The organism is Mucilaginibacter pallidiroseus (assembly GCF_007846085.1).
GTDB classification, from domain to species: Bacteria; Bacteroidota; Bacteroidia; order Sphingobacteriales; family Sphingobacteriaceae; genus Mucilaginibacter; species Mucilaginibacter pallidiroseus.
The window spans coordinates 924,084-943,236 of the sequence record NZ_VOEJ01000001.1 but is presented as its reverse complement, the minus strand read 5'-3'; the positions used below and the strand labels follow the sequence as shown (position 1 = coordinate 943,236).

Sequence of the window (19,153 nt, the reverse complement as noted above, 5' to 3'; positions counted from 1 at the left end):
AAATCATGAAATCCTGTCTTAACTTTGCAGCGGATTATGGCTTATAAGTTTATTGATAATTACAGGGAGCAGGGCGCACGTAAAAGGCTGGTTGATGTGTTGCGTAAAAACGGTATCGAAGACGAGCAGGTTTTAAAGGCTATTGGTAAAGTTCCGCGTCACTACTTTTTCGATGAAACTTTCTGGAATCAAGCTTATAAGGATATCGCATTCCCTATAGGTGCCGGCCAAACCATATCCCAACCTTATACCGTTGCTTATCAAACCGAGCTGCTCCATATTAAAAAAGGTGATAAGGTGCTTGAAATTGGTACGGGATGCGGCTATCAAACCTGTATATTAATGGAATTAGGCGCTCAGGTGGTCACTATTGAGCGGCAGGAAAAGCTTTACGAGCGCACCATACAAGTATTGCCTTATATGGGCTATAAGCCAACCTTCTTTTTAGGCGATGGCTCGATAGGCCGGGCAGAACACTCTCCGTACGATAAAATAATTGTAACCGCAGGGGCACCCACCGTACCGGATGTGCTTTTAAAGCAATTAAACATAGGCGGCATTTTAGTGATACCCGTGGGCGATGAACAATCGCAAAAAATGGTCACCGTATTAAAAACCGGCGAGCACGATTACGAACGACATGTGCTGGATACCTTTAGATTTGTACCGCTTGTTGGGGATAGGGCGTGGTAAGCCCCCCGGCCCCCTGAAGGGGGAGTAGGAATTTGAATATTAGCTTTAAAATAAATGCCTTCTCCAAAAATGGAGAAGGCATTTTATTTTCCTTCCGCTCCCCCTTCAGGGGGCCGGGGGGGCGAGGCTATCTTTTCATAGCCCGGTCAATCTCAATTTTAGTATCGCGTTCTTTGAGGGTTTCGCGCTTGTCAAACGTCTTTTTACCTTGGGCAAGGCCAATTTCTAACTTGGCGAAACCGCGCTCGCTTATAAATAAGGCAAGCGGCACAATGGTTAAGCCACGTTCTTCGCCGCGGGTTTGCAGCTTTTTAAGTTCTTTTTTGTTAAGCAGAAGCACACGGTCGCGCTTGGCCTCATGGTTATAAAATGAGCCGAACGAATACTCTGATATATGCAGGTTGCGCACATATAACTGGTTATTTATAAATGTGCAAAAAGCATCATTAATGTTGGCCTTACCGTTACGGATAGATTTGATTTCGGTACCCAATAGCTGGATACCGGCCACGTACTTATCCAATATGTGGTATTCAAAATAGGCCTTTTTATTTTTTATATATACGTTTTGCTCCATTACTCATTTTTCCTTTCGGGGCTGCAAATATGCAATTAATTTTTCTGAGGCTTTACTACCAATACAGGTACGTTTACCCTGTGACGTACGGAGTTTACAGTTGTGCCAAATATCAAGTCCTTAAGCATCCTGTGGCCGTGCGAGCCCATTACAACAAAATCAATTTTAGTTTGGTTGATGATCTCGGCAATTGAATTTGCAGGGCCACCGTAGCCAATCCTGGCTTCTGCCTTGTAACCTAACTCAACCAGCGCATCCACATATTTGTTTAAATTATCGGCATCGCTTTGTGTTTCGTTATCCATAACCTGTTTGCCATGGTAACGGGCACCGGCAGTCTCAACTACGTGTATCAAGGTATAGCTGGCATTTTTGCCCCCCTGCATTAGCGCGTGACGAATACAATCTTCATCGTTTCTGCTAAAATCGATGGTCACTGCAATATTGTTGTAATGTACAGCCTGCAAATTGGTTAAAGACGCCGCAATGCCATGCGGCACGTAAGCAGGTTTATCGGCATGTTTGTAAAGCAAAGGCCTCAGGAAAACATAAAGTAACAGCAAGCCAATGGCAATTGCCAGCGGAGTGATCAGGTAATGTACCAGCGTTGCCGATTGCGGATCGCTACCGGCCCAGGTATCGATTTCCTGGATCACCAGCCTTACGTTTAAGCCCACAATCAGCGCAGCAAAAACCCACGACAGTACTTTGAGCCAGGGCTTAATGGCGAAATTGCCCATGCGCTTTTTATCGGATACAAAGTGTATAAGCGGAATGATAGCAAAACCCAGCTGGAGGCTTAAAACCACCTGGCTTAAAATCAAAAGTTTGCCCAAGCCTTCGCTACCGGCGTGCAATACGGTAAAAAAAGCAGGAACAATAGCAAACAAACGCGTTAACAAGCGGCGCAACCAGGGTGCAATGCGCAGGTTAAGGTGACCCTCCATAATGATTTGGCCGGCAAGCGTGCCCGTAACTGTCGAGCTTTGGCCCGCGGCAATCAACGCAATGGCAAAAAGTGCAGGAGCTAAGCTCCCAAATATGCCGGTCAATAATTTATGTGCATCCTGTATTTCGGCAACCTGGTGGTATCCCCGGCTAAAAAAGGCGCTCGCCGCAAGTATAAGGATAGCTGCATTTACAAAAAATGCCAGGTTGAGGGCAATGGTGGTGTCCCAAAAATTGTATTTGATAGCGGCCTTTATACCATCATCACTGCGGTCTATCTTACGGGTTTGTACCAGCGACGAGTGCAAGTACAAGTTATGGGGCATTACGGTAGCGCCTATAATACCTATGGCGATGTATAAGGCTTCGTTATTAAGTTTGCTTGGGATAAAGCCTTTGGCAATGTCAACCATATCGGGCTTAACAATAAACATCTGCACAAAAAAGGCCAAACCCACTATAAATATCAGTGAAATAATGAATCCCTCCAGCTTACGCATGCCTTTGTTTAATAAAAATAGCAGCAGCAATGTATCTAACAGTGTGATAGATACGCCCCATATCAATGGCAAACCAAAAAGCAAATTTAAACCTATTGCCATACCAATGATCTCGGCTAAATCACAGGCTATAATGGCAATCTGGGCAAGTACATACAGGCAAAAATTTACGAATGGTGGGTAGGTGTGTTTAGACGCCTGAGCCAAATCAAGGCCGCGCACAATTCCAAGCCTAACAGCAAGATTTTGCAATAGCAGCGCAATAAGGTTTGATAACAGCAGCACCCATATTAATTTGTAACCAAACTGGCTTCCCGCAGCCAAATCTGTTGCCCAGTTGCCCGGGTCCATGTAGCCAACGCTCACAAGGTAGGCGGGGCCCAAGAAAGATAGTATTTTTTTCCAGCCTGTTTTGCCCTCGGTAGTAACCGTTCCGTGTACATTGCCTAACGAATGCGTATCGTGTGTTGTCATAAAGCTATAAGCAGGTTGTTCGCCACTTCGTGGCTTATTTGTAATTCTTTATTTTCCATTTGTAAAACCACTGTATTGTCGTAAGTGATAATTTCCTTTACGGTAATATATCTGCCAATTACCAGGTTTTGTTTTTCAAGGTATTGTAAAAACGCAGCGGAGTGATCGCGCACCCCGGATATAATCCCACCGGCATTAACAGGCATTGTTGATATTGGTTTAAGGTCGTGTGCTCTAAAATTCCCATGGCTATCTGGTATTGGGTCTCCATGCGGGTCGCGAGTAGGATAGCCCATAAATTCTTCCAGCCGGTTAATCAACTCATTTGATGATATGTGCTCCATTTCTTCGGCCATGTCGTGCACCTCATCCCATTTAAAATTTAGTTTCTCGACCAAAAAATATTCCCACAGCCGATGCTTGCGTACGATATTCAAAGCAACTTTATTACCGGCTTTTGTTAAACTAACACCCTGGTAACGTGCATAATTAACCAACGCCTTATCGGCTAGTTTGCGGAGCATGTCTGTTACGGATGACGCTTTTGTGCAAAGCTCGGCCGCTATTTGGTTAGTGCTTACACTATCATCCGTGAGCGAAAGCTTGTAAATAGCTTTTAAATAATTTTCCTCGGCTAACGTATACATTTAACCAAATCTAATAAAAATTTTAGACAAGTCTAAATTTAAATTTTGGTATTTGTTTGTTAGATAGGTGAAGAAAAAATATGTTTTGGAAATTAAGATTTATGTGGAATTATATTTTGCATGATAAAGAATAATATATATTTGCATATAGCATGGCAACCGAATTGGATAAAATAGACTTACAGATACTCAAGATATTACAAGAGAACGGACGCATAACTAACCTGCAACTCTCTAATGAAATTGGCCTTTCGCCGGCGCCTACGCTTGAGCGGGTGCGCAAACTTGAGAACTCCGAATACATAAAAAGCTATCATGCTTTGGTTGACGAAGAGAAGCTTGGCCTGGGTATTAAAACCTTTATACAGATCTCGCTGGACTTCCATCAAAAGAATACCATCCAGACTTTTTTGGATGAGATACAGAGCATTAAGGAAGTAACCGAGTGCCACCACGTTACCGGGCAGTGCGATTTTCTGCTGAAGGTTTACGTACGCGACATTAAATCATACGAGCAATTGATCATGGAAAAAATAAGCCGCATTACTGTGGTTAAAACTTTTCAAACCATGATGATTATGAGTACCAGTAAAAAAGAGCCTATCGTTCCTTTGGAATATTAGTACACACAATCAGAATCAAGATATTAGAGTCAAGAATTAAGATAGCAATCTTTGGTTCTTGACTTTTTTGTTGTAGATATTTTAAAGTCATGAATCTTGACTCTCATCTCTTGATTCTAAAAAACTAGTCAATCTGCCAGTCAATTGGCGTTTTGCCCTCTTTAATAAGGAGTTCGTTTGTTTTAGAGAATGGTTTAGAGCCCCAGAAACCACGCTCAACTGAAAGGGGTGATGGATGCACCGATTTTAAAATGTGGTGCTTCGAAGTGTCGATAATGGCAACCTTAGATTGCGCGTATGCGCCCCAGAGAATAAAAACAATGCCGGTCTTCTCGTCAGATAATTTTTTGATGGCAGCATCTGTAAACTTTTCCCAGCCCTTTTTTGAGTGAGAGTTTGATTCGCCTGCACGCAGGGTCAAAGTAGCATTTAAAAGCAATACACCTTGCTCGGCCCATTTGCTAAGGTTGCCATGAGAGGGCATTTTAAAGCCGGGGATATCGGTAGCTAATTCCTTATAGATGTTATTTAACGAACGTGGAATAGCCACTCCTTTTTGCACCGAAAATGATAGACCATGCGCCTGACCAACGCCTGGGTAAGGGTCTTGCCCAATGATAACTACCTTTACATCATCAAAAGGAGTTGTGTTAAAGGCGTTAAAATATTCAGACCCTTTAGGGTATATGGTATAGCCCGCAGCTTTTTCCTGTTTTAAAAAATTTTTGAGCTCAACCATGTAAGGTTTTTCAAACTCGGGCCCTAAAACCCGCATCCACGAGGCCTCTAATTCTCCTGCCATAAATATAAAATACTGGTGTTTTATTAGCTTACAAATAACGATATTTGCGCATCATTTTTATTAATACAAATTATGTCGAATATAGTTAGGCTAATTATTGCTTGTGTTGTTATGGGAGCCGGTGTTACACTATGTGGCTTTGGCTTTTGGGGATGGGGAATACTTGCATTTTTAATTGGCGCTTTAATACTTGTTACTTTCTTTTTTAACGAGAATATGCTGATTGCGCAGTTTTACCTGCGTAAAGAGAATACAGATAAGGCACAGGCTTTTTTAAATAAAATTACCGATTACGAAAAGCAATTGCACAAAGGCCAGTGGGGCTATTATAACTTATTGATAGGTTTAATTGAGTCGCGCACGGCACCTCTTAAATCTGAAAAATATTTTAAGAAAGCTTTGCAATTGGGTTTAAATATGTCACATAACCTGGCTTTGGCTAAATTGAGCCTTGCAGGTATAGCAATGGCTAAACGCAATAAACGCGAAGCCGAAATGTATTTGAAAGAAGCGCAAAAGGATGATAAAAACAAACTACTGGCCGATCAGATTAAGATGATGAAGGGCCAAATGGCGCAGATGGATAAACAGCAGGTTATACGTGGCGGTTTCCGCCAAAAGTTTTAATAGCAGGTAAGCTACTAAAACTATTTTTCGTCGAGGCTGCCGTAATAGTCGGGCTCAGCGTTGTTGTTTTGCTTTGGCGATATACGGCGATCAGGAATTTCTAATTCGTCGTGTAAGTCACCTTCTTCGTAGCTGTCGTCTTTGGCAGCAGGCTGTGCAACCTCAACTATTTTTAACAGGCTCCTGATAAAAGATAAATTGAAATTTTCCTTGTTTAGCTTTATCAGATATTCTTTTTCTGTGATTTCAAGTGTCGAGCTCATCATATATAAAAGATTATAGTGTGTCCATCGTAAAATTAAACAAGTTTCCTATCGCGAAAGTTTTCTAATTTTTATGATTTGGTTAAGGAATTGTGAATTTTTTATAGCTGATAATCAGTAAATTCACATTCGTGGAAAAAGAGTTTCCAGCGCGATGACCTATTCGATTTTAGTAAACTTATATAATGTTAGAACGTGGTGTACTTTATTAGTACAACTTTGCAATCAATACAAACAAAAAGAGGCACAATTTCTTGCGCCTCTTTTTGCTAAGTATGTGGTCTACACTATGCAAACCATGCCATAACCTCATCTTTAGTAGGCATGTTAATTTCCAATTTAAGTTTTTTACGCATACCGCCAAGGTCATTAAATACCTTGTTGGGGTTGCCTGCTTTAAGTTCCTCAACGGTGTTAAAGCCCATTTTGTTTAATACAGGCACCCATTCAGCAGGGATGCCGATATTGGTAAAGTCTTCAATGCTTGGTGCCTTTGCTTTCTTCTCGGGGCGCATCTGCGGGAAGAACAATACTTCCTGGATGGTGCTTTGATTTGTCATCATCATCACCAAACGGTCTATACCGATACCCAAACCCGATGTTGGCGGCATGCCGTACTCAAGCGCACGTAAAAAGTCGTCATCCATGGCCATAGCCTCGTCATCACCCCGGCCGGCCAAAATCAATTGTTCTTCGAAACGCTCACGCTGATCAATAGGATCGTTCAATTCAGAATATGCGTTGGCAATTTCTTTACCATTTACAAATAACTCAAAACGCTCTACCAAACCATCTTTAGTGCGGTGCTTTTTGGCAAGCGGCGTCATTTCAATAGGGTAATCGGTTATGTAAGTAGGTTGTATCAGGTTAGCTTCTACTTTGGCACTAAATATTTCATCCACCAGCTTTCCTTTGCCCATGCTTGCATCGGTTTCGATACCAAGATCTTTACAAACCTGGCGTAAACCCTCCTCGTCCATTGCTGATACATCAATACCTGTATATTTCTTTATCGAATCATACATTGATAATTTCTCATACGGGCCTGCAAAGTTAATCTCGTTCGCGCCAACCTGCACTACCGGTACGCCATGTATGGCACGGGTTACTTTTTCCAGGCATTCCTCAACCATGGCCATCATCCATATGTAGTCTTTATAAGCTACATAAATCTCCATTGCGGTAAACTCGGGGTTATGGGTACGGTCCATGCCCTCATTTCGGAACATTTTACCAAACTCGTAAACACCGTCAAAGCCGGCTACTATCAGCCTTTTTAGGTACAGCTCATTCGCAATACGCAAAAACAGCGGCATATCCAGCGTATTGTGGTGCGTATTGAATGGGCGGGCCGCTGCACCGCCATGCACAGCTTGTAATATGGGCGTTTCAACCTCCATCCAGCCTTGCGTGTTAAAGTAATCGCGCATGGCGCTGATCACTTTTGAGCGGTTGATGAAGATTTGTTTAAACTCGGGGTTTACCGTTAAATCCACATATCGCTGGCGGTAACGCAACTCCGGGTCGGTAAAGCCGTCGTAAATATGGCCCTGCTCGTCGCGTTTTACAACAGGCAGTGGTTTCAACGATTTTGACAGCACAGTAAGTTCTTGCAGGTGTACCGAGATCTCGCCGGTTTGGGTAAGGAAAACATAGCCCTTCACACCAACGTAATCGCCAATATCCAACAGTTTTTTAAATACCGTATTGTACAGCGTTTTATCCTCAGTAGGGCAAATGTCATCACGTTTAATGTAAACCTGGATGCGGCCGGTGCTGTCCTGAAGTTCAAAAAATGATGCACTACCCATAATACGGCGGGTCATGATACGGCCTGCTATTACAACCTGTTTATAGTTCTCGGGCTTGGCTTCAAAATTATCTGTAATGTCCTGTGCCCAGGCATTAACATCAAAAGCTTCGGCAGGGTATGGGTTTATGCCCAGTGCCCGCAACTGTTGTAACGATTCGCGGCGTAAAATTTCCTGTTCGGATAGCGCAATACTCATGTTGTTTATGAATTTTATTAAGGGTGCAAAAATAAGTTTTTTGGTTGATAAAAACGTTGCGAAGTGTGGCATTATAGGTAAAGCTTTGTGCCAAATACGCTATTATTGCACTTTATAACCTTTTAACCATGAACATAAAAGTTGTAGCCTTTGATGCCGACGATACACTCTGGGTAAATGAACCTTATTTCCGCCAGTCGGAAGAGCGTTTTTGTGCATTGCTTGGCGAATATGCATCGTTGCATGAGCTTGAGCGGGAATTGCTAAAGATAGAAATTGATAACCTTGCACTATACGGCTACGGCATAAAGGGATTTATGTTATCGATGATTGAAACAGCCATGAAGGTTAGCGGTAATACTGTTAGCACTGAAGTGATTGGGCAGATAATTGACCTGGGTAAGCAAATGCTTAACCAGCCGATAGAGTTGCTTGAAGGAGTGGAGCATGTGCTTGAGCAACTGAAAGGCAAGTACCGCTTAGTGGTTGCTACCAAAGGCGATTTACTTGACCAGGAACGCAAACTTCGCAAGTCGGGATTGATCCATCATTTTCATCACATTGAGGTGATGAGCGAGAAGGATGATGCCAACTACCTGAAACTGATTAAACATCTTGACATAAAGCCGGACGAGTTATTAATGATAGGCAACTCGCTTAAAAGCGATGTGTTGCCGGTACTAAATATTGGTGGATATGCCGTGCATGTCCCTTATCATATTACGTGGGCACATGAGCAGATTGAAGATAAGATAGACAACGAGCGCTTTAAAAGTGCAGAAAGTATAACAGAAGTATTGGAGTTACTTTAATATGAGAACTAAAATTGACCAGGGTACCTGGCTGCGTAAAGACCACTTTAAACTTTTTGACAGTTTTGAAGAGCCATATTACAGCATTGTTGCTGATGTAGATTGCACCGTTGCCTATCAAAATGCAAAGGCGCTGAGCGTTTCATTTTTTCTGTATTATTTGCATTGCTCTTTGGTAGCTGTTAACCAAAGCGAGCCATTTAGATACAGGGCAGAGAAAGGCGACGTTTATTTATATGATCAAATAAACGTATCTGCAACGGTGATGCGTGCCGATAAAACATTTGGCTTTGGCTACTGGGATTATAAGCCCGCACTTGCCGACTTCGTTTTTGAGGCCCAGGCGGAAATAGCCCGCATACAAGCCACCACGGGTTTAACCGTGCAGGATAAGGGTGAAAATTTGATCCACTACTCGGCCATCCCCTGGATAAATTTTACCGGCTTAACGCACGCCCGCAGTTTTAGCTATCGCGATAGCGTTCCCAAAATATCATTTGGTAAAGTGGTTGATAAAGATGGTATTAAAACAATGCCTGTTTCTATCACAGTACATCACGGTTTGGTGGATGGATACCACATTGGGTTATACCTGGAGAAGTTTCAAGCGCTTTTAAACGCTTAACAAGCTTGCTAGATAACATATCGGTTTGCAACTTGATTAGTGGTATATTCAAGCTTCTGTATTATAAACCAATATGTCGAAAAACTTATTAGTTGCGCTCGCTTTAGCTGCGTTGTGTTTTGGCTGTAAAAAGGAGCCCTTTGTGCCCAGCAGCGCCAATGCATTGCCCGGCCTGTGGAAGCAGTTGGCCGATTTCTCGGGCAAGGGCAGGGTAAGGGCTTATGCCTTTGTAATTGGTGGTAAAGCATACATGGTTGGCGGCACATACGGCAGTGGATTTAATTACAGCCCGCTTAACGATATGTGGGAGTATGACCCATTGGCAGACAAGTGGACCAAAAAGGCAAGTTACCCGGGGCGCGCTGCCGAGTATATCCGCGGATTTACAATCAATAATAGAGCCTACATGGGTACCGGGTTTGGTAACCTGCAGTTGCCGAGCAATTCAATTCCTCAGAATAAAGATTTTTGGGAGTACGATCCTGCTACAGACACCTGGACACAAAAGGCCGACTTCCCCGGCGAGGCGAGAGAAAATGTTATTGGCTTCGAAGTTAACGGCGCTGGTTATATGGGCCTTGGAACGGATAACAGTTACACCAAAAATTTTAAAGATTTTTACCGATACGATGCGGGAGCAGATAAGTGGACAGCTGTCGCACCATATCCCGGCAAGGGCAGCTTTGCGTTATCAGCATTTGCCATTAACGGGCAGGGTTACGCAGGCTTGGGTGCTGCATCCCCCGACGTAACGGCTAATGATTTTTGGCAATATATCCCTGTTGAAAACAAATGGGTTGAAAGAGCAAATTTCACGGGTAAACCAAGGGCCTTTACAAGTCAGTTTGTTATAGGTACGGATGGTTATGTTGGTCAGGGTTCAACATTAGCTGCAACTGCGCCCGATTGGTTTAAATATAATACGCTTACAGATAGCTGGATTAAGATCACAAATTTTGACGGCCCGGCCCGGTACGATGCCGTAAGCTTCAGTTTAAACGATATAGGTTACGTAGGCACCGGAAACCCCGAAAGCCTCGCCGATTTTTGGAAATTTACGCCCACTAAAAAGGCTCCATAAAGTTTTAATGTTTATGGAGCCTTTTTGAAAAAGTTATTTATTATTTGAATCATTCTGCATCTGCTTCCTGCAAGTACATTTCGTTGATGGCATCGGCGTAGTTCTTTTCAATTACCTTGCGTTTAGCTTTTAAAGTAGGTGTGATTTCGCCGGCCTCCATGCTGAACGGGTTACGCTTTACAACGAAGTTTTTTATCCGCTCGAATTTTGCCAGCTCAGCGGAGTAGCGTTTGATATCCTGTGCCAACCAGTCAATAATCTCTTTGTCTTCAATAAATACGTCAGGTTTCTCGAAAAAGTTGTTACCCATTTTAAAGGTTTCCTGCAGCAACTCTTTTGGCGGTACTATAATGGCCGTAATATATTCACGCTTGTCGCCGATCAGAAAGATCTGTTCAATTTTTGGACTTTTTAGATAGGTGTTTTCTACCGGGGTAGGGTAAACATTTTTACCGTAGGCGTTAACCAGCATGTTTTTAAGCCTGTCGGTAATTTGCAGGTTACCACGGTAAAACCGGCCTATATCACCGGTGTGGAACCAGCCATCTTTATCGATAACGGCGGCTGTTTCCTGTGGCTTGTTCCAGTAACCCTTCATTACGCAGTGACCTCGAACAATTATTTCGCCCTCTTCTGATGTAAAGTCGGGGTTGAAGTTATCATGCGTTTGTACGGTGTAAATTTGTTGCGTATCAATGTTTTGAATAGCCACTTCCAAACCGGGGATGATGCGGCCAACCGTACCGTAAATTATCCGGTCGTTCTCGGTTACTGCCATTACCGGGGATGTTTCTGTAAGCCCGAATCCTTCTAATACCTTAATCCCCACGTTACCAAAAAACTCGCCAACGTTTTTGGGCAACGCACCGCCACCCGATACCAAAAGTTTGAGTCGACCGCCCGTTTTTTCTTTTATCTTACTAAAAACTAATTTCTCGGCCAGGGCATGTTTAGCTATTAATATAATGCCGGGCTTTTTACCCGCTTCGTTTACAAGCCGCGCCTGTTCGCCGGTTTTAATGGCCCAGGCAAATATTTTGGTTTTAATCCCACCTGCCGACATGCCGTTTTTAATTGCTTTGTCATGTATGCGCTCCAACAACCTTGGTACGCAGCAAACTACGGTTGGCTTTACTTCCATCATGTTGCGGGCCAGCAGCTCAAGGCTTTGCGCAAAGGCTATTGTACAACCTTTGTTCATACAAATGTAGTACGTTGCCATGCGCTCGAACACATGAGAGAGTGGCAGGAAGGAGAGGAAAAGATCGTCTTTATCAATCACAGGTATTTGCACCAGGCTCCATTTTACGTTTTGTGTCAGGTTGGAATGCGTAAGCATTACACCCTTTGGCGTACCGGTTGTACCCGATGTATAAATGAGGCAAGACAAGTCCGTCGGCAAAATGGCATCACGAGCTGTTTCAATTGCTTTATAGTACTTACTTACCAGTTGCAGGCCCTCATTTATTAAATCGTCAAACCCTGTTACACCTGCAGTTAGGTTAGCCTTTTCCGTATATTTTGCAAAGTCGTCAAACGCCGGGATCAGCCTGATCAACGACGGGCAATTGTTAGCTACCTTAATAACCTTGCGAAACAAAAACGGGTTACCAACGAGTATAGTTTTTGCGCCCGAGTCGTTAAGGATGTATTCAACATCAGCTTCCGAAAGGGTAGGGTAGATTGAGGTATTAACAGCGCCAATTTGCTGCAAAGCCTGATCGTAATAAATGTAATCGGGCCCATTCTCGATCATCAGTGCAAGCCTGTCGTCCTTTTGAATCCCAATTTCCAGGAACCAGGCAGATATGGCATCTATCTTCTCAATAGCTTGCTTGTACGATATATCAACCCACTCATCTTTAACTTTATGCTTAAGGAATGTATGTGTATCCGGATGTATGGTCGCGACGATGTTACGGATCAAGCCCGGTATGGTTGATTGCTCAGCAATAATGTTCATTCAGTTTATATCAGGTTATAAGTAAACAAACTTATGTTTTTTGTTAAGAAAAACAAACGGCTTAATAAGCGCACAAAAAAAGGCCCCACAAAATGGAGCCTTTTAAATATCGAATAGTAATTTACCAATTAAACCGAAAAACTTTCGCCGCAACCGCAGGTGCGGGATGCATTAGGGTTATGGAAGTTAAAGCCCTTTCCGTTTAGCCCGTCGCTAAAGTCGAGCTCGGTGCCGGCCAGGTATAAAAATGATTTCATATCCAAAGCCATGCGTACGCCTTTATCTTCAAAAAACTGGTCGCCTTTTTTCTCCTCGTTATCAAAATCAAGGTTGTATGACAAGCCCGAGCAACCGCCACCCTGAACGCTTACACGCAAAAAGTAGGAGGCATCAAGCCCGCTATCCTGCATCAGGTTGTCTATTTTCGATTTCGCTTTATCAGTTACTGTTACCATTGTTTTAGTAATTAGTATCAGGTATTAAGTATCAATACAAATTGTCTTAACACCAACACTTTTTCAATTATGAACCAATTCATAGTATCTTGTTACTTGATACTATGTACTTGCTACCAAATTAGTGATGCGATTTTTCAAGCTCAATTGGCTCCATGCCATTTTTAACACGGAAGTCATTGATGGCTGCTTTAATAGCATCTTCTGCGAGTACCGAGCAGTGAATTTTTACCGGTGGTAAAGCAAGTTCCTCAACAATATCCATATTGTCTATCTTCATTGCATCGTCAACGCTTTTACCTTTTAACCACTCAGTAGCTAAAGATGAAGAAGCGATTGCCGAACCGCAACCGAAGGTTTTAAATTTTGCATCGGTGATGATGTTATTATCATCAACCTGAATTTGCAAACGCATAACGTCGCCGCACTCAGGGGCGCCCACTAAGCCGGTACCAACTTTGTGGCTGCTTTTATCTAACGTGCCCACGTTGCGGGGGTTAGTGTAGTGGTCGATTACTTTATCTGAATAAGCCATTTTGTAAAGTTTTAAGTTAAAAGTAAAAAGTCAAAAGACCATTTACTTATTCATTTTATAATATTTCAAGCATCTGCACACTCGCACATCTGCAACTTGTACATCTTATTAGTGCTCTGCCCACTCAATAGAGTTAAGGTCGATGCCTTCTTTAAACATTTCCCAAAGCGGAGAAAGTTCGCGCAGGTGAGTAACCGCTTTTTTGGTTACTTCAACAGCGTAATCAACTTCTTCTTCGGTAGTAAAGCGACCTAAACCAAAACGAATTGATGAATGTGCTAAGTCATCACTTAAGCCCAGGCTTTTTAACACGTAAGATGGCTCCAACGAAGCCGAAGTACAAGCCGAACCTGATGACACAGCTAAATCCTTCATAGCCATCATCAAACCTTCACCTTCAACGTATTTGAAAGAGATATTTGCAACATGTGGCAAGCGGTGTTCAACGTTACCGTTTACGTAGCTTTCTTCCAATACGGTTAAAGCATCTTGCAATTTATCACGAAGGGCCGATAAGCGGATAGCTTCAGACTCCATTTCCTGACCAGCAATTTCGCAGGCTTTACCTAAGCCAACAATACCCGGAACATTTAATGTACCCGAGCGCATACCACGTTCGTGGCCACCGCCATCCATTTGTGCAGTAACTTTAACCCTTGGGCCTTTACGACGAACATATAAAGCACCAACACCTTTAGGGCCGTACATTTTGTGTGCCGATAAAGCTAAAAGGTCAATACCGTCAGCATTAACGTCAACAGGTATTTTACCAACCGCCTGGGTAGCATCTGTCATAAACAGTGCGCCATGTTTGTGGGCAATAGCAGCAATTTCTTTAACAGGTTGTATAACGCCAATCTCGTTGTTACCATACATGATAGATACCAGGATGGTTTGCGGTGTCATGGCAGCTTCTAATTGTGCTAAGTCAACAAGGCCATCTTCCTTAACAGGCAGATAAGTTACCTTACCGCCAAGCTTTTCAACGTGTTTGCAGGCATCCAATACAGCCTTATGTTCTGTAACCGCAGTAATGATGTGGTTACCTTTTTCTTTATACATTTCAAACACGCCTTTAATGGCAAGGTTGTCAGACTCGGTAGCGCCCGATGTAAAGATGATCTCTTTTTCGCTTGCGCCAATAAGTTTAGCTACCTGCTCGCGTGCATAATCAACGCCTTCTTCGGCAACCCAGCCAAAAGCGTGGTTACGGCTTGCTGCATTACCAAACTTTTGAGTAAAGTAAGGCACCATTGCCTCAAGTACCCGTGGGTCCATCGGCGTAGTAGCGTTATTATCTAAATAAATTGGAATGTTCATGTAGTAATTTTTAACAATACAAATATAAGCAAAGTTTTACTTTTACACCTTTGGGCACCTATAAACTTACGCTAAAAACCATTTATTTACAATAGCAGGACACTGATTTGTTATTACTATTTCTCCCTAAGCTTAACGGTGTTAAATATTAATTGAAGAATGGAGCTGATCTACAGTGTTTGATATAGCGGAGTGTTACAGCAATGAAATTTTAATCTACATAAGCAACAATGTTAGTAGCAACAACGTATAAAAGTACTGTGAAACAAATCAACCAAGATGTTTTACTCGGTTGCATTTTTTACTTAATACCCCTAATTCAGTTTGATATGAAGATTAAACTTTACCTTTTACGTATCACGGCGGGTTTGCTGGTAATTGCGTCGTTTGCCATGTGCGCGAAGCAAACGCTTAAGGTAGATAACCTTCCGGCCACAACACCATCATCGACAGCAGCTGCCGATACCAGCGGCAAAACTACCGACTCGGTTAAAATGCCGGTTAATACGGCTTTACCCATAACCACTTGCAGCTATACGGTGCAGGCTTCCCAGTGGATGGTTGACGGTACAAGCATTGCCCCAGGTTCTGTTATTTGTATCCCTGCCGGAACGCGGGGAGCATTGCTATTTAAAAATTTGAAAGGTACGGCAGATAAGCCTATCATAATAGTTAACAAAGGTGGCAAGGTTAATTTTTTAACATCAAAAACAGCTTCATACGCATTTAAAACACAAAATTGCCAGTATTTTAAGATTACTGGTAATGGAGCAAGCGGCATTAATTACGGTTTTATTGTGGATGGCGGAAATATCGGTATGACGATGGACGACCTGAGCAGCGACTTCGAGATATCTAACGTTCAGGTGCGTAATAGCGGCTTTGCCGGCATTATGGCCAAAACCGATCCGTCTTGTGATATTAAAACGCAACGTGGGCACTTCACCATGAAAAACGTTAGCATCCACGATAATTACGTACACGATACAGGCGGCGAAGGCTTATATATCGGTAACTCATTTTACGCCACCGGTGTATCTACCTCATGTGGCACTGCATTGCCGCACGACGTAGTAAACCTTAAAGTTTATAACAATACAACAGAACAAACCGGTTGCGAAGGTATACAGGTTGGCGGCGCGGTATCCGGCTGCGAGGTTTATAACAACATAGTTAAAACACCAGGCATAAAACCCTTTGCCAGCGCACAAAATAACGGCATACAGTTAGGAGAGGGTACAGGCGGTAAGTGTTACAACAATCTTGTTAAAGATGCACCGGGCAACGGTATTATAGTGCTTGGGCTTGGAGATAACCTGGTATTTAACAACTTTATTATCCGTGCAAGCGGGCATGGCATCTTTGCCGATTCGCGCTACACGCCGGGTCCAAACTTCGCATTCATAAACAACACTATTGTATCGCCGGCAATGAGCGGCATCAGGCTCAACTCAACAAGTATCCCGATGAATACCGCTATCAATAATGTGATCATCAACCCTGGATCTGGCCAGTATATCAGCAAGATGAATAGCAGCGTTAAACTTACATCATTAAACAATTACCAGGGGGGCGACGTAAGCGAATGTGCTTTTGTAAACTTTGCAGGGGATGATTTTCATCTGCAGGGTAAATCGCCGCTTATAAATGCCGGTGCAAATGTGCTGAGCTATGGTATTGTGTCTGATTATTATAAAAAATTGCGACCTTCGGGCCTAAGCTACGATATTGGCGCCACCGAATATTAAAGATGAATTAAAGACAATTGAGGTGTTAAAAACTTTTTAATTTTCACTTTTGATTTTTAAATTTATTAGTTACATTTGCACCTCTTTTACAAGAAGCATACGATAATGAAAAAAGACCTGCATCCATCAAACTATAGATTAGTTGTATTCAAAGATATGTCTAACGACTACTCTTTCATCACTAAATCATGCATCGACTCACGTGAAACAACTACATGGGAAGATGGTAACGAGTATCCACTTATTAAATTGGAGATATCTCACACTTCACACCCGTTCTATACTGGTAAAATGAAGTTGGTAGATACTGCCGGCCGTATCGATAAATTCCGTAGCCGTTACAATAAAAAGTAATTGCTATTTCAATAAAATATTGAATGAGTCCCCCGTTTACCGGGGGACTTTTTTAATTTTGGCGCATGGCAATTATCCTGTTCGATGATAAAGCAAGCGAAACGCTGCTGCCCTTAACCTTTACCCGCCCCGTTGCCGATTTGCGCGTGGGCATACTTACTATTGCCGAAAAGTGGGGCAAATATTTAAACAGCGAGTATTCTTTTTTTACGCAGCCTTATCTGCAATCAAAGTTTCCATTAAAAATACAAGCTGATAACCTGTTCATAAATGGTTCGGTATGCCCCGACGAGCAGTTGCTTGAGGCTATTGATAAACTTGGTTTAGGTGAGGCCATTAAAGGCGGTGATAAATTATTGGCAGTAAGGCTGGGTGAGGCAGACGCTGTAGGGTTTGATCCCCTGAACGACTATGATGCTACCTACTACAGCGGAGGCACGGTAATCATCACTTATCCTGAACATATATTTTTAAATAACGCTGCCGAGATAAGGAAGGACTTTGCGTTACTTACCAAAGGACGTAGTAGTGCAACCATAAGCGGCACCAATACCACTTTAGGAGATAACTTCTTTGCCGAGGAAGGTGCGGAGGCGGAATGTTCGATATTTAATACCAAACAAGGGCCTATTTACCTGGGCAAAAACAGTTCTGTTTGGGAGAATTCGGCAATTAGGGGGCCATTCGCATTATGCGAGAACGCTTCGGTTAAAATGGGTACCAAGATATATCCGGGTACTACCATTGGGCCGCACTCTCGCGTTGGCGGCGAAATTAATAATGCCGTTATCTGGGGGTATTCAAATAAGGGGCACGAGGGTTATCTGGGCAATTCGGTGTTGGGCGAATGGTGCAACATAGGTGCTGATAGCAATAACTCTAATCTTAAAAATAACTATGCCGATGTAAAACTTTGGGACTACAGTGCCAAAGCTTTGCGTAACACAGGTTTGCACTTTTGCGGTCTCATCATGGCCGATCATGCTAAATGTAGTATAAACACCATGTTTAACACGGGCACTGTGGTGGGCGTGGGCGCAAATGTATTCGATGGCGGCTTTCCACCCAACTTTGTGCCCGATTTTACCTGGGGTGGCCAAAAGGGAATGACCGAATACCGTTTAGACAAAATGCTGGAAACAGCAGGTAAAGTATTTGCGCGAAAAGCACACAGAGATTTTAATGGTGATGAGCAAAATATTTTGACAGAGGCTTTTAATTTGACTGCCCTGTATCGAAAATCTTTTATCAAATAGTAAAGAATATAACAGTAACAAACATAAACACCACAAGCCCTGGCTTGAGGATTAAACAAAAAGAAATGAGAAAGAAAATTGTAGCCGGTAACTGGAAAATGAACCTTGATTATAATGAAGGTTTAGCCTTGTTTTCTGAAGTAACTAACATGGTAAAAGATGAGGCAACCGGCACCCAGCAAGTTGTTGTTTGCAGCCCGTTTATACACCTGCACAGTCTTGTTCAGTTGGCTAAAGGTTACAGCAACATAGCGGTTGGCGCACAAAATGCACACCAGGCCGAAAGCGGCGCATTTACCGGCGAAATTTCTGCCAAGCAAATTAAATCTGTTGGTGCCGAGTACGTTATTCTGGGCCACTCGGAGCGTCGCCAGTACTTCGGCGAAACCAATGAGCTTTTGGCTAAGAAAACCGATACAGCATTGGCAAATGGCTTAAAACCAATTTTCTGCATCGGCGAAACTTTGCAGGAACGTGAGGCTGATACACACTTCGGTATCATCAAAGCACAATTGGAAGAAGGCATATTTCACCTGGATGCCGATAAATTTGCGCAGTTGGTTATTGCTTATGAACCGGTTTGGGCAATTGGAACTGGCGTAACTGCAACATCTGCACAGGCACAAGAAATTCACGAATTTATCCGTAAAGAAATTGCGGCTAAATATGGTCAGCAAGTTGCTGATGACACCACAATTTTATACGGTGGTAGCTGTAACCCTAAAAACGCTGCTGAATTATTTGCACAAGCAGATATTGACGGCGGCCTTATAGGTGGCGCTTCCCTTAAGTCACGCGATTTTACAGATATCGTAAAAGCGTTTAACTAAGGCACTATTTT

20 protein-coding genes are annotated in these 19,153 nt (G+C 42.8%); 10 read left to right on the top strand and 10 right to left on the bottom strand.

What is annotated here, in order from left to right:
* Positions 1-36: 36 nt before the first annotated feature.
* Positions 37-693, top strand: a complete 657-nt coding sequence (locus FPZ43_RS04225; protein ID WP_146380582.1) for a protein-L-isoaspartate(D-aspartate) O-methyltransferase — start codon at positions 37-39, stop codon at positions 691-693.
* A gap of 127 nt (positions 694-820) precedes the next feature.
* Here the strand turns inward: FPZ43_RS04225 and smpB are convergent, their stop codons facing one another.
* From smpB to FPZ43_RS04210, 3 genes are read right to left on the bottom strand one after another with little or no spacing between them, the layout of a single operon-like run.
* Positions 821-1,270, bottom strand: coding sequence for an SsrA-binding protein SmpB (gene smpB / locus FPZ43_RS04220; protein WP_146380581.1), 450 nt, complete (start codon positions 1,268-1,270; stop codon positions 821-823).
* A 35-nt stretch (positions 1,271-1,305) separates the two neighbouring features.
* Positions 1,306-3,192, bottom strand: coding sequence for an Nramp family divalent metal transporter (locus FPZ43_RS04215; protein WP_146380580.1), 1,887 nt, complete (start codon positions 3,190-3,192; stop codon positions 1,306-1,308).
* Complete coding sequence (locus FPZ43_RS04210) at positions 3,189-3,839, bottom strand: metal-dependent transcriptional regulator (RefSeq protein WP_146380579.1); 651 nt, start codon at positions 3,837-3,839, stop codon at positions 3,189-3,191. Before FPZ43_RS04210 ends, FPZ43_RS04215 begins: the two co-directional genes overlap by 4 nt.
* A 152-nt stretch (positions 3,840-3,991) precedes the next feature.
* Between FPZ43_RS04210 and FPZ43_RS04205 the strand changes: the two genes are divergently transcribed.
* On the top strand, positions 3,992-4,462 hold the full coding sequence (locus FPZ43_RS04205) for an Lrp/AsnC family transcriptional regulator (protein WP_146380578.1): 471 nt from the start codon (positions 3,992-3,994) through the stop codon (positions 4,460-4,462).
* 124 nt (positions 4,463-4,586) lie between these two features.
* Here FPZ43_RS04205 and ung read toward each other — a convergent pair whose 3' ends face one another.
* On the bottom strand, positions 4,587-5,264 hold the full coding sequence (ung, locus tag FPZ43_RS04200; protein ID WP_146380577.1) for a uracil-DNA glycosylase: 678 nt from the start codon (positions 5,262-5,264) through the stop codon (positions 4,587-4,589).
* 72 nt (positions 5,265-5,336) lie between these two features.
* On the opposite strand from ung, the gene FPZ43_RS04195 reads away from it, so the two are divergent.
* Complete coding sequence (locus tag FPZ43_RS04195) at positions 5,337-5,891, top strand: tetratricopeptide repeat protein (protein ID WP_146380576.1); 555 nt, start codon at positions 5,337-5,339, stop codon at positions 5,889-5,891.
* 20 nt (positions 5,892-5,911) lie between these two features.
* On the opposite strand, the gene FPZ43_RS04190 is transcribed toward FPZ43_RS04195, so the two are convergent.
* Positions 5,912-6,157, bottom strand: coding sequence for a hypothetical protein (locus FPZ43_RS04190; protein ID WP_146380575.1), 246 nt, complete (start codon positions 6,155-6,157; stop codon positions 5,912-5,914).
* Between the two features lie 284 nt (positions 6,158-6,441).
* Complete coding sequence (gene lysS, locus FPZ43_RS04185) at positions 6,442-8,163, bottom strand: lysine--tRNA ligase (RefSeq protein WP_146380574.1); 1,722 nt, start codon at positions 8,161-8,163, stop codon at positions 6,442-6,444.
* Between the two features lie 128 nt (positions 8,164-8,291).
* On the opposite strand from lysS, the gene FPZ43_RS04180 reads away from it, so the two are divergent.
* The 3 genes from FPZ43_RS04180 to FPZ43_RS04170 all read left to right on the top strand — a co-directional run bounded on the left by FPZ43_RS04180 (position 8,292) and on the right by FPZ43_RS04170 (position 10,681).
* Positions 8,292-8,975 (top strand): HAD family hydrolase, encoded by a 684-nt coding sequence (locus FPZ43_RS04180; RefSeq protein ID WP_146380573.1) that lies wholly within the window; start codon positions 8,292-8,294, stop codon positions 8,973-8,975.
* Between the two features lies 1 nt (position 8,976).
* Positions 8,977-9,600 carry a chloramphenicol acetyltransferase gene (locus FPZ43_RS04175; RefSeq protein WP_146380572.1) on the top strand — a complete coding sequence of 208 codons (624 nt, stop codon included), beginning with the start codon at positions 8,977-8,979 and terminating at the stop codon, positions 9,598-9,600.
* A 73-nt stretch (positions 9,601-9,673) separates the two neighbouring features.
* Positions 9,674-10,681 carry a Kelch repeat-containing protein gene (locus FPZ43_RS04170; RefSeq protein ID WP_146380571.1) on the top strand — a complete coding sequence of 336 codons (1,008 nt, stop codon included), beginning with the start codon at positions 9,674-9,676 and terminating at the stop codon, positions 10,679-10,681.
* Between the two features lie 49 nt (positions 10,682-10,730).
* On the opposite strand, the gene FPZ43_RS04165 is transcribed toward FPZ43_RS04170, so the two are convergent.
* The 4 genes from FPZ43_RS04165 to FPZ43_RS04150 all read right to left on the bottom strand — a co-directional run bounded on the left by FPZ43_RS04165 (position 10,731) and on the right by FPZ43_RS04150 (position 14,954).
* The gene (locus tag FPZ43_RS04165; protein WP_146380570.1) at positions 10,731-12,644 is read right to left on the bottom strand and encodes an AMP-dependent synthetase/ligase; all 1,914 of its coding nucleotides are present in this window, start codon (positions 12,642-12,644) and stop codon (positions 10,731-10,733) included.
* Between the two features lie 128 nt (positions 12,645-12,772).
* A complete protein-coding gene (locus FPZ43_RS04160; protein WP_146380569.1) occupies positions 12,773-13,099 on the bottom strand; it encodes a HesB/IscA family protein in 327 nt (108 codons plus the stop codon).
* A gap of 121 nt (positions 13,100-13,220) precedes the next feature.
* The gene (gene iscU, locus FPZ43_RS04155; RefSeq protein ID WP_146270359.1) at positions 13,221-13,634 is read right to left on the bottom strand and encodes a Fe-S cluster assembly scaffold IscU; all 414 of its coding nucleotides are present in this window, start codon (positions 13,632-13,634) and stop codon (positions 13,221-13,223) included.
* 108 nt (positions 13,635-13,742) lie between these two features.
* Entirely contained in the window at positions 13,743-14,954 is a 1,212-nt protein-coding gene (locus tag FPZ43_RS04150) for an IscS subfamily cysteine desulfurase (protein ID WP_146380568.1), read from the bottom strand.
* A 329-nt stretch (positions 14,955-15,283) separates the two neighbouring features.
* Between FPZ43_RS04150 and FPZ43_RS04145 the strand changes: the two genes are divergently transcribed.
* From FPZ43_RS04145 to tpiA, 4 genes are all read left to right on the top strand, one after another.
* A complete protein-coding gene (locus tag FPZ43_RS04145) occupies positions 15,284-16,702 on the top strand; it encodes a right-handed parallel beta-helix repeat-containing protein (RefSeq protein WP_186461756.1) in 1,419 nt (472 codons plus the stop codon).
* Between the two features lie 105 nt (positions 16,703-16,807).
* On the top strand, positions 16,808-17,056 hold the full coding sequence (locus FPZ43_RS04140) for a type B 50S ribosomal protein L31 (protein WP_146380566.1): 249 nt from the start codon (positions 16,808-16,810) through the stop codon (positions 17,054-17,056).
* A 65-nt stretch (positions 17,057-17,121) separates the two neighbouring features.
* A complete protein-coding gene (locus FPZ43_RS04135; RefSeq protein WP_146380565.1) occupies positions 17,122-18,312 on the top strand; it encodes a putative sugar nucleotidyl transferase in 1,191 nt (396 codons plus the stop codon).
* Between the two features lie 65 nt (positions 18,313-18,377).
* A complete protein-coding gene (gene tpiA / locus FPZ43_RS04130) occupies positions 18,378-19,142 on the top strand; it encodes a triose-phosphate isomerase (RefSeq protein WP_146380564.1) in 765 nt (254 codons plus the stop codon).
* The last annotated feature ends 11 nt before the right edge of the window (positions 19,143-19,153 follow it).